This window comes from Phycobacter azelaicus, from assembly GCF_014884385.1.
Taxonomy (GTDB): Bacteria; Pseudomonadota; Alphaproteobacteria; order Rhodobacterales; family Rhodobacteraceae; genus Phycobacter; species Phycobacter azelaicus.
The window spans coordinates 3,200,417-3,214,251 of sequence record NZ_WKFH01000003.1; the positions used below are offsets into that span (position 1 = coordinate 3,200,417).

Consider the following 13,835-nt stretch of genomic DNA (forward strand, 5'->3'; position numbering starts at 1 on the left):
GGAGAGTGCCCGCCGCAGCTTACTCGGCTGCTTCTTTCAATGGCGCGCCGCCCTGACGCAAGGCCGCAAGCAGCTCTTCGCGCCGCTTGGCCGCCTTTTGCTCGCTTTGCAGCTTCACCGGCCCAAAGCCCCGGATTTGCAGCGGGAGTTCGGCCAGCGCGACCAGCGGATCCATGATCTCCGGCGCGGCTTTGGGCAGCCACTCCTTCATGTCGCGCTCATATTGCTTGATCAACGAACGCTCCATCTTGCGCTCATCCGTGTAGCCAAAGATATCGAGCGGCGTGCCCCGGAGGCCCTTGAATTTCGCCAAAAGGCGCAAGCCTCGCTCCATCCCTGGTCCGAACCGGCGCTTTTTCGGACGGCCATTGGCGTCTTTCCCACCCAGGATCGGCGGCGCGAGGTTGTACGAGATTTTCAGATCCCCCTCGAACTGCTCTTCTGCCTTTTCCCGGCTGGTCAACAGCAGCCGCGCCACTTCATACTCATCCTTGTAGGCGAGCAGCTTGTGATAGCCCTTGGCGACCGCCTCTTTGAGACACGGATCCTCAATGCCGTCCAGCATCTTGGAATACCGCTTGGCCAACCCCTTGCCCTGGTAGGCGACAAGATGATCGCGGCGATAGGCGATTTTCTCATCCAGAGATTTGGGCAGCTCGACAACGTTCGCAGGCTTGATCAACTTGGCGACCTCGTCGGCATGCAGCACGGCCCAGCGGCCAATTTCAAACGCGCGCAGGTTCTTTTCAACCGCAGCCCCGTTCAGTTCAATCGCCTGGCTGATCGACTCAAGGCTCACCGGGATCAGCCCACGCTGGAAGGCCCCGCCAAAGACCATCATGTTGGAAAAGATCGAATCCCCCATGGTGACCCGCGCCAGTTCCGAGGCATCGAACATATCAAGACGTTCCCGCAGACGCGCCTCAAGGGCGACCTCCAAGCGGTCGGTGGGCAGTTGGAAATTGGTGTCGCGGGTGAAATCACCGGTGATGATCTCGTGGCTGTTCACCACGCCGCCGGTCTGACCGGTGCGCATCAGGCCAATGGTTTTGGCGCCCGCGCTCACCACGAGATCACCCCCGATCAGCGCATGGGCTTCGCCGGTTGCAACGCGAATGGCGCTAATGTCATCGGGGCGTTCGGCAATGCGGCAGTGGATGTGAACCGCGCCGCCCTTTTGGGCAAGGCCCGCCATTTCCATCATGCCCGCACCCTTGCCGTCGATCTGGGCGGCCTGTGCCAGCACTGCACCAATTGTGACAACGCCAGTGCCGCCGACACCGGTGATCACCACGTTATGGGTTCCCTCGATCTTGGGCAGCTCGGGTAGCGGCAGATCCGGCAGTTTCAGCTCGGCAGTTGCCTCCTTGCGGATCTTGGCGCCCTCAATGGTCAGGAAGGAGGGGCAGAAGCCGTTGACGCAGGAAAAGTCCTTGTTGCAGGAGGACTGATCAATCGCCCGCTTGCGGCCCAGTTCGGTTTCCTTCGGCACGATGGAGACGCAGTTCGACTGCACCCCGCAATCGCCGCATCCCTCGCAAACGTCGCTATTGATAAAGACGCGCTGATCGGGATCGGGGAACAGGCCGCGCTTGCGACGGCGGCGTTTTTCGGCGGCGCAGGTCTGAATATAGATGATGGCTGAAACGCCCTCGACCTCTTCCATCTGCTTTTGCACCGTCATCAGCTCGGCTCGCTCATGGGTGGGAACGCCAGCCGGGAATTGTTTGAAATCGATGTCTTCTTTCTCGTCATAGACGATGGCAAGGTTTTCGACTCCCATCGCCTTCAGCTCATGGGCAATGCGGTATGCGCTGAGGCCACCCTCGTTGCCCTGACCACCGGTCATGGCCACCGCATCGTTGTAGAGGATTTTGTAGGTGATGTTGGTCCCTTCGGCGAGCGCAGCGCGGATCGCCTGCACGCCCGAGTGGTTATAGGTGCCATCGCCGAGGTTCTGGAAGACATGCTTGCGTTTCGAGAACGGCGCTTCGCCGATCCAGTTGGCCCCTTCACCGCCCATATGCGTGAAGCCCATGGTTTCGCGGTCCATCCACTGCACCATGAAGTGACAGCCTATTCCCGCGTAGGCACGGCTGCCCTCGGGCAATTTGGTGGAGGAGTTGTGCGGACAGCCCGAGCAGAAATACGGCAGGCGGGCTGCGATTTCCTCTGCATTATCGGCGCGGCGCGCCTCATCGAGGCTGGCAAGCCCGGCGCGGATCGCTTCGGTATCGCGCCCCTCCTCGATCAGGATCTCGCCCAGTTTCTCTGCGATCATGATCGGATCGAGCGCATAGCGGGTCGGGAACAGCTCCGGCCCGTGCATCGAGCCCGCACCGCCACCCTTGTGCCAGCCATAGACCCGGCGGCCGCGGCGATCATCGAAGATGGCTTCCTTGATCTGAACCTCAATGAGCTTGCGCTTTTCCTCGACCACAACGATCAGGTCGAGCCCCTCGGCCCAGTCGTGGAACCCTTTCATATCGAGCGGCCAGACCTGCCCAACCTTGTAAGTGGTAATCCCAAGCCGCTCGGCCATGGCCTCGTCGATGTTCAAAAGCGACAGCGCATGGACCAGATCCAGCCAGTTCTTACCGGCCGCAACAAAGCCGATCTTTGCGCCGGGCTTGCCCCAGATACGCTTGTCCATCTTGTTGGCGTGGCTAAAGGCCTCAGCCGCAAAACGTTTCTGATCGATGATACGGTCTTCCTGCTGGAAGCGGTCATCCACCAGACGGATGTTCAGCCCATCGGCGGGCATGTCATAGTTCGGCAGGGTCAGTTGCACCCGATCCGGGTCGGCGTCCACGACCGAGGTCACCTCAATGGTGTCTTTCATGGTCTTGAGACCAACCCACAGCCCGGAATACCGGCTCAGAGCATAGCCATAAAGGCCATAGTCCAGAATCTCCTGCACGCCGGCTGGGCTGAGGATGGGAATGTAGGCATCCATCAAGGCCCATTCGGACTGGTGCAGCACGGTAGAGCTTTCGCCGGTGTGATCGTCACCCATGGCAACCAGCACGCCGCCATGTTTGGAGGTGCCGGCCATATTTGCGTGACGGAAGGCATCACCCGAACGATCCACACCCGGCCCCTTGCCGTACCAAAGACCAAAGACACCGTCGAACTTGCCTTCACCGCGAATCTCGGCTTGCTGCGCACCCCACAGGGCCGTGACGGCCAGATCCTCGTTCAATCCGTACTGAAAGGTGACATCGGCCTCTTTCAACTGCTTTTCCGCGCGGCTCATCTGCATGTCCACCGCACCAAGAGGCGAGCCACGATATCCGGTGACAAGACCCGCTGTGTTGAGCCCTGCGGCCTCGTCGCGGGCCTTTTGCATCAGCATGAGCCGCACCAGCGCCTGGGTGCCGTTCAGCATAACGGGCGATTTGCTCAGATCGTATTTGTCGTTCAGTGAGATCTTCTGCGTGCTCATCCGGTCCTCCCAACCAAAGGTGGCTTGCAATCTTTTTGATCGATATTAGGTCACAAATGCTGACCTGTATCGGGTCTTTTGTCAATATCCTTTCCGTCAGGTCTCGCCTGCGATCGGAAATTGATCCAAGTGTAAGGTTTCATGTAGTCTAGAACGGACATTGCGAAAGTAACGGATATGGATTGGGACAAGCTAAGAATTTTTCACGCCGTTGCGGACGTCGGCAGCCTGACCCACGCGGGCGACAAGCTGAACCTGTCGCAATCTGCCGTCAGTCGCCAGATCCGTGCGCTAGAAGAAAGCCTGAACGTCACGTTGTTTCACCGACACGCACGGGGGTTGATCCTGACCGAACAGGGCGAACTTCTGTTCGATGCCACCAAATCCATGTCGAAACGACTGGAGGCCGCCTCAGCGCGGATCCGCGACAGCGAGGAAGAGGTTTTTGGGGAGCTGCGCGTCACCACCACGTTCGGCTTTGGAACGCTCTGGCTGGCGCCACGCCTGACAAAGTTGTTTGAACAATACCCCAACCTCAAAATCGACCTGATGCTGGAAGAGAGGGTCTTGGACCTGCCCATGCGAGAGGCCGATGTGGCCATCCGAATGAAAGAGCCAAGCCAGGCGGACCTGGTCCGCAAGCGGCTGATGACCGTACAAATGCGCCTTTATGCATCCCGCGCATACCTTGATCGGAACGGAACGCCGGAAACAATCGACGACATCAAGGATCACCGGCTGATCTGCCAGAATCAAAACTCCGCTCAGGTTGGATCGGCTGCCATTCTCGTCCAAAAACTGCTCACGCAAAGCCCGGCCTCGATGCTGACCGTGAACAACTATTTTGGCGTTCTGCAGGGCGTGCTGCATGACCTTGGGATTGGTATTCTTCCCGATTACGTGACCGAGGATTTCCCGGATCTGGTTCAGGTCCTCCCCCATGAAGACACGAGTGGCGTACCCGTTTACCTCGCCTACCCCGAGGAACTTCGCCATTCGCAGCGCGTTTCCGCATTTCGGGACTTCGTCCAGACCGAGATCATGGCGCACCGCAAGCATATGAAAGAGTTAGGAAAACTGTAACCGCTGAGTCAAAAAAAGACGAGCTATGCAAAACATGCATATCAGAAATGACTCAACTTGGGACGAAAAATTCTTGAAGCGGTGGAGTGCTATCCCTAAATCACCCTCATGAAGACGGCGCCTCGGCGCGCTTCATACCTCCCTGTTGGACTACGGCCGAGCTTAGCGCTCGGCCTTTTTTTTGCGACAAAGCCCCCTGACCGCGACGCAGTCCTCGCGATTGCCAAAAACCTGCCGCCTTTTCAAATGCCCCTGCAAGACTTGCAGAGACTTTGGCGACAGTTCACGCGCGATTTGCCTGCTTTCCACTCAGCAATAGCCACCCTGCAAACGCTTTGCCCAGAATATGAGCAGGCCAGAGTCGACAGCGCAACACCACGACGGGTTTCCTCCCGACTCTTCTTTGTTCTCCAATGTCTGCACACGCTCCGCCACAATAGCCATGACGCTTTGCCCTTCCTTCGGGCGCCAGCATGTCCTAAAAGGCGCGCAATCGCAGCCACTGGGGATATGACACGGATGCAGGAACCAGCCATCACGCAGGAACTGATTGAGAGCCACGGACTGAAACCCGAGGAATACGATCTGATCCTCGAAATCATTGGCCGCGAGCCGACATTTACAGAGCTTGGCATCTTTTCCGCCATGTGGAATGAGCATTGCTCTTACAAGTCCTCCAAGAAATGGCTGCGCACCCTGCCGACCAGCGGCCCGCAGGTGATCTGCGGCCCCGGTGAGAACGCGGGCATCGTCGATATCGGTGATGGCGATGCAGTGGTCTTCAAGATGGAAAGCCACAACCACCCCTCCTACATCGAACCCTATCAGGGTGCGGCGACCGGTGTTGGCGGCATCCTACGCGATGTCTTTACCATGGGTGCACGGCCTATTGCGTCTATGAACTCGCTGTCATTTGGTGAGCCCTCCCACCCCAAGACCCGCCAGCTGGTCAACGGCGTGGTTGAAGGCATCGGCGGCTATGGCAACTGCTTTGGCGTGCCCTGCGCGGGCGGCGAAGTCCGTTTTCACCCCGCTTATAATGGCAACTGCCTTGTGAACGCCTTTGCAGCGGGTCTGGTTAAGACAGACAGCATTTTCTATTCTGCCGCCTCGGGCGTTGGCATGCCGGTGGTCTACCTTGGTGCCAAGACGGGGCGCGATGGCGTTGGCGGGGCCACCATGGCCTCGGCCGAATTTGACGACACCATCGAGGAAAAGCGACCCACCGTCCAGGTCGGCGACCCCTTCACCGAAAAGCGCCTGATGGAAGCCACGCTGGAGCTGATGCAGACCGGCGCGGTGATCTCGATCCAGGATATGGGCGCGGCGGGCCTCACCTGCTCTGCGGTAGAAATGGGCGACAAGGGTGAGTTGGGCATCAAACTCAACCTGGAATGCGTCCCGCAGCGCGAAGAAGGCATGACAGCCTATGAGATGATGCTGTCGGAATCCCAAGAACGGATGCTGATGGTGCTGAAGCCCGAGAAAGAGGCCGAAGCCAAGGCCGTCTTTGAAAAATGGGATCTGGACTTTGCCATCGTCGGCGAAACCATCGCCGAAGACCGCTTCCTCATCATGCACAATAACGAGGTGAAAGCGGACCTGCCTTTGTCCAAGCTGTCCTCCTCCGCGCCTGAATATGATCGCCCCTGGGTGCCGACCCCGGCAGCAGAGGCGCTGAGCGATGAAGATGTGCCGACAATCGACCCGATCGATGGGCTGAAGGCGCTGATCTCCTCACCGAACTATGCCGGCAAACAGTGGGTATACGAACAGTACGACACCACAGTAATGGGTGACACTGCCCGCCGCCCCGGAGCGGGGTCTGGTATCGTGCGTGTGCATGGCACCGGCAAGCAGCTGGCGTTTACCTCTGACGTGACACCGCGCTATGTGAAGGCGAACCCGATTGAGGGCGGCAAGCAGGCCGTGGCCGAGGCCTATCGGAACCTGTCTGCCGTGGGGGCGCTGCCGCTTGCGACAACCGACAACCTGAACTTCGGCAACCCCGAAAAGCCCGAAATCATGGGCCAGTTCGTCGGCGCCATCAAAGGCATCGGCGAGGCGGTGGCCGCACTGGACATGCCGATCGTGTCCGGAAATGTCTCGCTCTACAATGAAACCGACGGTCAGGGCATCCTGCCCACGCCCACCATCGGCGCCGTAGGCCTGATTGCAGAGGGCGAAGAAGCCATCACCGGCGAGGCGCGCGACGGCCACATCGCCCTGCTGATCGGTGAAACCACCGGCCACTTGGGGCAATCGGCCCTGCTGGCAGAAGTCTTCAACCGCGAGGACGGCGATGCGCCAACGGTGGATCTGGAGGCAGAAAAGCGCAATGGCGAATTCATCCGCGCCAATCGCGAGCTGATCAAGGCCTGCACCGACTTGGGCGATGGCGGCCTTGCGCTTGCGGCCTTTGAGCTCGCCGAAGAGGCTGGCGTCGGTGTCCAGATCGACGCTGGCGATACTCCAACCCTTTTTGGAGAAGACCAAGCACGCTACCTTGTGGCCTGCAACTTTGACCAGGCTGAGGCGTTGATGATGGCGGCAGGACAGGCAGGTGTCACAATCACCACCGTCGGCCGATTTACCGGCGACACTGTCAAGATCGGCGGCAGTGAGGCTCCGCTGGAGGAGCTGTCACAGATCTTCCGCAGCAGTTTTGCCGAGGCAGTGGCCTAAGACAGCCCAAACAGGAGTGCTCCCGCGCCCGCAGGCGCCCTTGCCATTGGCAAGGGCGCCTTGGCAGCCTTCGGCCCGGCAGCGCGCAAAAGCGCGCTGCCGGGCCGAACTCGCTGCGTCGGATTTTCAATCTGAACGCGCGGGGCGGGAGCATCTCCCGGCTTGAACTGGCCCTCCGACACCCCTACATTTTCAGCGAACAGAGACACGAGGATCCCACGCAATGCCCATGCAGGCCCATGAAATCGAAGAGCTTCTGCGCGCCTCCTTCCCGGATGCCCAAATCCAGGTCGGTGGAACCGACGGCGTGCATATGTCCGCAATGGTTATCGACGAGAGCTTCCGCGGTAAGAACCGCGTGCAGCAGCAACGCGCAGTATACGCGGCGCTGAAGGGCAAGATGGACGGCTCGAACGGTGAGCTGCATGCTCTGGCCCTGACCACCAAGGCGCCCGAGTAACAAAGATGACCGTGTTCATGTCCCTTCTCCTGCTCGGCGTGATTGCCCTGATCGCAGTGACTTCGATCATCGGTCAGCGCCGCGCGCCCCTGGAGGAAGACGACACAGATCCCGACTATCACACCCTGAGATCTGACTACCAGTCCGGCATGGGCGGAGGCTCCGTGCGCACCTGGAAAATCCCCAAAGATCCAGAGGAATACGCAAAGTTCTTTGTTCCGAGGCGCAAACCATAACGCCGTCAACTTAACCGGTACAAAGTGGCAGGACGAATTGGCAGTAGATCAGACTTTTCTCTGGATCACGGAAAGCAGAACACTGGCGCGAACGCCAAAAGGAAATGCAAGATGGACGCATCACAGATTGAATTTCGTGCACTTGCCCTGCTCACCGGGGGGCCGCGATGACGCCCCAGCTCTGGATGTTGCTGGGCGGTGTGGCGATGCTCACTTTTGTTGTCTTCGTTCAAAGTGTTTCCAAACGCGGCAAGCGGCGGCCCCTGTCCCATAGGCAACCCGAACCAGACAGACGTACTCAAGCTCCTGAACTGGGAATGGAGGCAACGGACCTAAATCTTGTGGAACGCGTAACACGAGAAAACAAACGCCTGGAAGCGGTCAATTCGGCAACCAATCAGCGCTTCCGAAACCGAAACTAAATACGCCAGACATTCGAGGAAAACCCAAATGAGTGACGCAAATACCCGTATCGACGAAACCGTAAAGAACAACGACGTGGTGCTTTTCATGAAAGGCACCAAGGAAATGCCCCAGTGTGGTTTTTCTTCCCGCGTTGCGGGCGTTTTGAACTACATCGGCGTGGATTACACCGATGTGAACGTTCTGGCCGATGAAGAGATCCGCCAAGGCATCAAGGACTATTCCGACTGGCCCACCATCCCCCAGCTCTACATCAAAGGTGAGTTCGTGGGCGGCTGCGACATCATCACCGAAATGACGCTCTCGGGTGAACTCGATGGCATGTTCGAGCAGAACGGCGTGACCTTTGACAAGGCCGCTGCCGACAAGATCCGCGAAGCCAACGGCTAAACCAATTCGGTCACAAAATTTGAAACGGGCCTGTCCACAGATCGCTGGACAGGCCCGTTTGGCTATTTAGGGAACGGCGGGCGCACACGTGCGCAGTGTCGCTGCGTTACTGCGCCGCCGCTGCGGCCTTTTCCTCGATTTGCTGGGCAAGCGCCTCGGCGCGTGCCGCGACCTCTGCGAGGCCTTCTTCGACCTGCGGCGGCACAACGGGAACCTCAATTCGCTCCGGCTCTGGCGGCGGAGCGTTGCGCAGCTCTTCCAGCTCCGCAGTCCGCTTGGCCAGTTCGGCATCGCGTTCGGCCAGCACTGCCTCAACCTCTTTGATCCGATCTTCGACGGCCGCCGTCTTGTCGGCAAGCATTAAGCCCGCCATCAAAAGCATACGGGCCTCGGGCATGCGCCCGATCTGGTCTGACAGAACCTGTGCCTCATCATCCAGCATCTTTGCGGCTGAGTGCAAATAGCTTTCTTCGCCTTCCTGGCAGGACACCTCAAAACCGCGGCCGCCAATATGAATGGTCACTTCGGGCATCAGACTTCCTCTCCTTCTGGCAGATTGGGTGCACCGGCCAAAAGCGGTTCAAGCCGCGCCAGCACCGCATTGACCTGCGCCTTGTCGCTGGCTTGCGCCGCCCGCAGCCCGTCAATCTCTGCCGCCATGGCCGCATTGATCAAGCTGGCATCGCCCAGACCTTCGGCATTGGCTTCACGAAGGGCCGCATTCGAGGTCCGCAGTTGTTCGTTGGCAAGGCGCAATTGCTGAAGTTCCGTATCAAGGCGAACCAGCATTTCTCCTGCCTCTCCAGGCGCAGCCTCCATATTGGCTGACACCTCCCCGGAAGCATCCCCGCCCTCAAGGCGGCCGATCAGCTCTGCATTTGCGGTCTCCAGCTCCTCAATGCGCACTTCCAGTGTTTCTTTTTCTGTCGCGGCGGTGTTCTGGGCCACTTCAAGCTGAGATTTGAGCCGGGCAACTTCCTGCTTGAGCGCCTCAGCCTCTGGAGAATTTCCCGCTTCATTGCGCAAGAGTTCCAGATCGGCTTTCATGGCAGCGATGTCTTCAGAGTTCTCCCCGCCCGCAGCAGCCGGGCCGTCGCCTGCCTGTGCTTCCAGCTCTTTTTGCCGCGCCCGCAGAACCTTGACCCGTTCGGTCAACTGGGCATTGGCAATTCGTTCTTCTTCAAGAGCATCTTCGAGTGCGCTGGTATCCGCAGCTTCAACCGCGCGCGCCTCGGCCGACGTCTTTGCTGCCTCAAGCGTGTCGACACCAGAGCCGATCCGCTCCATCGCCGCCAGGATCCGCCCCTGCAAGTCTTCGATCTGGTTCATGCCTGTCCCTCACCCGTCAACGTCGCTGGCGCCGCTATGCACGCTTTTTGATCCTTTGCCAGCCTTTGAAATCTCGCTGCCCTGCGTGCGAATCACGACCGGCAGGCGAAACCATGTCCACCTTAGCCAATGCATGAGTAAAACACCCCCTGTTTGCTTTCAAGCACTTGCAAGCGATCCTTAGTGTTCAATCAGCAGAAACCCCCGGGAACGCTTGATCTTTGCCGCATCACTGGTATTGAGCGCCCAATCTGCCTGCCAACCTAAAGGAACAGTTCAGTGGATCTGACAGCCCTGCGCACCGCAAATCCCGATCATTGGAACAAGGCCGCAGCCATACGCGCCCTGACCCTCGATGCCGTCACCGCCGCAAACTCCGGCCATTCCGGCATGCCGATCGGCATGGCCGATGTGGCCACCGTCCTGTTTGAAAAACACCTCAAATTTGACGTAAAGGCACCAAAGTGGGCCGACCGCGATCGGTTCATTCTGTCTGCCGGTCACGGATCGATGCTGATCTATTCGCTGCTTTACCTCATGGGCGACGAGCAAGTGACGCTGGATCAGATCAAGAACTTCCGCCAGATGGGCGCCCTGACTGCGGGCCACCCTGAAAACTTCCTGATTGATGCTGTGGAAACCACCACCGGCCCCTTGGGCCAGGGTATCGCCAATGCCGTGGGCTTTGCCATGGCCGAGGAAATGCAGCGCGCCCATTACGGAAAGAAGATCGTTGACCATTACACCTATGTGATCGCAGGCGACGGCTGCCTGATGGAGGGCATCAGCCAGGAAGCCATCGGTATCGCCGGGCGCCAGCAGTTGGGCAAGCTGATCGTTCTTTGGGACAACAACAACATCACCATCGATGGCACGGTGGAGCTGTCCGACCGCACCAACCAGGTGCAGCGCTTCAAGGCATCCGGCTGGCAGGTGTTGGAAATCGACGGCCACGACCCGGAAGCAATCGACGCCGCCCTCTCCGCGGCTAAGAAGTCGAAAAAGCCTTCGATGATCGCCTGCAAGACCCATATCGCCCTGGGTCACGCGGCACAGGACACCTCCAAGGGCCACGGCGCGCTGACTGACAAAGAACAGCTGAAAGCCGCCAAGGAAGCCTATGGCGCGCCTCTGGGCGACTTCGAAGTGCCTGCCGACATCAAGGCCCAGTGGGAAGCCATCGGTGCCCGCGGTGCTGCGGATCGTGCCGCGTGGGAAACACGCTTTGCCGAGATCTCCAAACAGAAACAGGACCGGTTCAACCGCGCCTATGCGCTGGAGGCGCCGAAGAAACTGTCTGCCGCCATCAAGGCGCTGAAAAAGCAGGTGAGCGAAGAGCAGCCCACGGTCGCCACCCGCAAAGCGAGCGAAATGGCTCTGGCGGTGATCAACCCGATCATGCCGGAAACCGTGGGCGGTTCGGCCGACCTCACCGGATCGAACAACACCAAGACCGGCGATCTGGGCGTCTTTGACACCGACAACCGCAAGGGTCGCTATGTCTACTGGGGTATTCGTGAGCACGGCATGGCCGCCGCGATGAACGGTATGACCCTGCACGGCGGCATGCGTCCCTATGGCGGCACCTTCTTCTGCTTCACCGACTATGCGCGCCCCTCCATGCGACTTGCCGCGCTGATGAAGATCCCGACCGTATTCGTGATGACCCACGATTCCATCGGTGTGGGCGAAGATGGGCCAACCCACCAGCCGGTCGAACATCTGGCGATCTGCCGCGCGACCCCGAACACCTATGTGTTCCGCCCCGCGGACACGGTCGAAGCTGCCGAAGCTTGGGAAATCGCCGTAACCGCCAAGGAAACCCCTTCGGTGATGGTGCTGACCCGTCAGAACCTGCCGACCGTGCGCACCGAGCACAAGCTGAGCAACCTCACCGAAAAAGGCGCCTATGTTCTGGCCGAAGCCGAAGGCAAGCGTCAGGTGATCCTGATTGCAACCGGCTCCGAAGTTTCCCTCGCACTGGAAGCAAAGGCCAAGCTGGAAGCCGAAGGCATCGGCACCCGCGTGGTCTCCATGCCCTGCATGGAGCTATTTGCGCAGCAGGACGAAGCCTATCGCCGCAAGGTTCTGCCCGCAGGCCCTGTCCGAGTTGGAATCGAAGCTGCCGTGCGCGATGGTGGCTGGGATCGCTGGCTGCTGGGCGAACGCGGCCAGGAAAAGAAGGCTGGCTTTGTTGGCATGGACCGCTTTGGTGCCTCGGCTCCGGCCGGAGAGCTCTTTGAAAAGTTCGGCATCACGGCAGAGGCTGCGGTCGCAAAGGCCAAAGAGCTGTTGAGCTGAACTGCCAACAACTTCTACTACCAATGAGGGGCGCCCTAATCCGGCGCCTCTTTTCATTCGTCAGACTGAAGGCGCGCATGCGGATGAGCGCGCTACGTCGCCAGAAAAAATGGCGGCATGCTCGGCCCCTTGGTGAAGCTTTTGGTGCGCCAACACCGTCAGCAACACTATACACAACGATTGTGGGATGAGGCTGGTACCCAAGGCCGGACTCGAACCGGCACGCCCGCAAAGGCGGGGGATTTTGAATCCCCTGCGTCTACCATTCCGCCACTTGGGCCTCAAAGGCGTTGTTACCCAAGGCGTTGGGGGAGGTCCAGAGGCAAAGATCAATCCACGAGCAGAAAACTGCAGAAAGCGCAGTCAACCTGTGGCGTAATATTGACCTCGCCGCCGCACCGTGTAACTCCGACGCAAACGTGCTGTAAGTGGGGAAAAATATGCTGCGCAGGCTTTATGATCGCACGATGGCCCTCGCGGATCATCCCCACGCGCTGTGGTGGCTGGCAGTGGTATCTTTCGCCGAAAGCTCAGTCTTTCCGATCCCACCGGATGTGCTGATGATCCCAATGATATTGGCCCGTCCATCGCGGGCCTGGCTGATTGCGCTGGTAGCACTGGTCTCCTCCGTATTGGGCGGGCTTCTTGGCTATGCAATCGGCGCGTTTTTCTATGAAGGGGTCGGCCAGCCGGTTCTGCAGGCCATGGGCAAAGGGGACGCCATTGAGGCTTTCAACACCCGTTTCAACGACTTTGGCTTCTGGGCTGTCTTGATGGCGGGGATCACGCCTTTTCCCTATAAGGTGATCACCATCATGTCCGGTTGGACCGGCATGCCCTTGGCGACCTTTATCGCAACCTCGATCCTGGCGCGCGCGGTGCGCTTTTTTGCGGTGGCAGCCCTGCTCCGCGTGTTTGGTGCCCCGGTGCGCAACTTCATAGAGAAAAGGCTCGGGGTTGTGTTCACCGTTTTTGTCGTTCTGTTATTTGGCGGCTTCCTTGCGACGAGGTACCTATGACGCTCAGATCCTTCCTGATTCTAATGGCCGCGGGCGGCTCTGCTGCGCTTTTGCTTGGCGCCTTCGGCTTTCAGTATCTTGGTGACATGCCGCCCTGCAAAATGTGCTATTGGCAGCGGTATCCACATGGTGCGGCTATCGGCATCGGCGCGCTGGCCCTGTTCCTGTCTGGTAGCGCCCTGCCCTATCTGGGCGCTTTGGCCCCGCTCAGCACATCCGCCATCGGCGCCTTTCATGCAGGTGTTGAGCAAGGCTGGTGGGAGGGCCCAAGCACCTGCACCTCGGGTCCGGTCACCGGTCTTACTCCGGAACAGCTGATGGAGCAGATCATGGCCGCGCCGCTCGTGCGCTGCGATGAGATTCCCTGGGAGATGTTCGGTCTGTCGATGGCGGGCTGGAACGCGGTGATCTCCCTCGGCTTGGCTCTCGTCTGGTTTGCAGCGGCCCGCCACAGCCGCTGAGCG

11 protein-coding genes and 1 tRNA gene are annotated in these 13,835 nt (G+C 59.3%); 8 read left to right on the forward strand and 4 right to left on the reverse strand.

The window, feature by feature from the left end; all coding sequences use genetic code 11:
- Positions 1-19: 19 nt before the first annotated feature.
- Positions 20-3,445: an indolepyruvate ferredoxin oxidoreductase family protein gene (locus INS80_RS16475; RefSeq protein WP_192966666.1), complete on the reverse strand. Its 3,426-nt coding sequence runs from the start codon at positions 3,443-3,445 to the stop codon at positions 20-22.
- 177 nt (positions 3,446-3,622) lie between these two features.
- Between INS80_RS16475 and INS80_RS16480 the strand changes: the two genes are divergently transcribed.
- The 5 genes from INS80_RS16480 (at position 3,623) to grxD (ending at position 8,722) form a co-directional block, all read left to right on the forward strand.
- A complete protein-coding gene (locus INS80_RS16480; RefSeq protein WP_192966667.1) occupies positions 3,623-4,528 on the forward strand; it encodes a LysR family transcriptional regulator in 906 nt (301 codons plus the stop codon).
- 519 nt (positions 4,529-5,047) lie between these two features.
- The gene (purL, locus tag INS80_RS16485; protein ID WP_192966668.1) at positions 5,048-7,213 is read left to right on the forward strand and encodes a phosphoribosylformylglycinamidine synthase subunit PurL; all 2,166 of its coding nucleotides are present in this window, start codon (positions 5,048-5,050) and stop codon (positions 7,211-7,213) included.
- Positions 7,214-7,436: 223 nt separating this feature from the next.
- Positions 7,437-7,673, forward strand: coding sequence for a BolA/IbaG family iron-sulfur metabolism protein (locus INS80_RS16490; protein WP_192966669.1), 237 nt, complete (start codon positions 7,437-7,439; stop codon positions 7,671-7,673).
- A 17-nt stretch (positions 7,674-7,690) separates the two neighbouring features.
- Entirely contained in the window at positions 7,691-7,909 is a 219-nt protein-coding gene (locus INS80_RS16495) for a hypothetical protein (protein ID WP_226892651.1), read from the forward strand.
- Positions 7,910-8,359: 450 nt separating this feature from the next.
- Entirely contained in the window at positions 8,360-8,722 is a 363-nt protein-coding gene (grxD, locus tag INS80_RS16500) for a Grx4 family monothiol glutaredoxin (protein WP_192966671.1), read from the forward strand.
- A gap of 106 nt (positions 8,723-8,828) precedes the next feature.
- Here grxD and INS80_RS16505 read toward each other — a convergent pair whose 3' ends face one another.
- Positions 8,829-9,254, reverse strand: coding sequence for a cell division protein ZapA (locus INS80_RS16505; protein ID WP_192966672.1), 426 nt, complete (start codon positions 9,252-9,254; stop codon positions 8,829-8,831).
- On the reverse strand, positions 9,254-10,051 hold the full coding sequence (locus INS80_RS16510) for a coiled-coil domain-containing protein (protein ID WP_192966673.1): 798 nt from the start codon (positions 10,049-10,051) through the stop codon (positions 9,254-9,256). Before INS80_RS16510 ends, INS80_RS16505 begins: the two co-directional genes overlap by 1 nt.
- Positions 10,052-10,330: 279 nt before the next feature.
- On the opposite strand from INS80_RS16510, the gene tkt reads away from it, so the two are divergent.
- Entirely contained in the window at positions 10,331-12,352 is a 2,022-nt protein-coding gene (gene tkt / locus INS80_RS16515; protein ID WP_192966674.1) for a transketolase, read from the forward strand.
- Positions 12,353-12,546: 194 nt separating this feature from the next.
- Here tkt and INS80_RS16520 read toward each other — a convergent pair.
- Positions 12,547-12,632, reverse strand: a tRNA-Leu gene (locus INS80_RS16520).
- A gap of 160 nt (positions 12,633-12,792) precedes the next feature.
- Between INS80_RS16520 and INS80_RS16525 the strand changes: the two genes are divergently transcribed.
- A complete protein-coding gene (locus tag INS80_RS16525; protein ID WP_192966675.1) occupies positions 12,793-13,371 on the forward strand; it encodes a YqaA family protein in 579 nt (192 codons plus the stop codon).
- The gene (locus INS80_RS16530; RefSeq protein ID WP_192966676.1) at positions 13,368-13,832 is read left to right on the forward strand and encodes a disulfide bond formation protein B; all 465 of its coding nucleotides are present in this window, start codon (positions 13,368-13,370) and stop codon (positions 13,830-13,832) included. Before INS80_RS16525 ends, INS80_RS16530 begins: the two co-directional genes overlap by 4 nt.
- Positions 13,833-13,835: the final 3 nt, after the last annotated feature.

Excerpts from the sequence above, each read along its gene's own strand:
- INS80_RS16475 (WP_192966666.1), bottom strand. The coding sequence starts at position 3,445 with ATGAGCACGCAGAAGATCTCACTGAACGACAAATACGATCTGAGCAAA.
- INS80_RS16530 (WP_192966676.1), top strand. The coding sequence starts at position 13,368 with ATGACGCTCAGATCCTTCCTGATTCTAATGGCCGCGGGCGGCTCTGCT.
- INS80_RS16495 (WP_226892651.1), top strand. The coding sequence starts at position 7,691 with ATGTCCCTTCTCCTGCTCGGCGTGATTGCCCTGATCGCAGTGACTTCG.
- INS80_RS16505 (WP_192966672.1), bottom strand. The coding sequence starts at position 9,254 with ATGCCCGAAGTGACCATTCATATTGGCGGCCGCGGTTTTGAGGTGTCC.
- purL (WP_192966668.1), top strand. The coding sequence starts at position 5,048 with ATGCAGGAACCAGCCATCACGCAGGAACTGATTGAGAGCCACGGACTG.
- grxD (WP_192966671.1), top strand. The coding sequence starts at position 8,360 with ATGAGTGACGCAAATACCCGTATCGACGAAACCGTAAAGAACAACGAC.
- INS80_RS16525 (WP_192966675.1), top strand. The coding sequence starts at position 12,793 with ATGCTGCGCAGGCTTTATGATCGCACGATGGCCCTCGCGGATCATCCC.
- INS80_RS16510 (WP_192966673.1), bottom strand. The coding sequence starts at position 10,051 with ATGAACCAGATCGAAGACTTGCAGGGGCGGATCCTGGCGGCGATGGAG.
- INS80_RS16480 (WP_192966667.1), top strand. The coding sequence starts at position 3,623 with ATGGATTGGGACAAGCTAAGAATTTTTCACGCCGTTGCGGACGTCGGC.
- INS80_RS16490 (WP_192966669.1), top strand. The coding sequence starts at position 7,437 with ATGCCCATGCAGGCCCATGAAATCGAAGAGCTTCTGCGCGCCTCCTTC.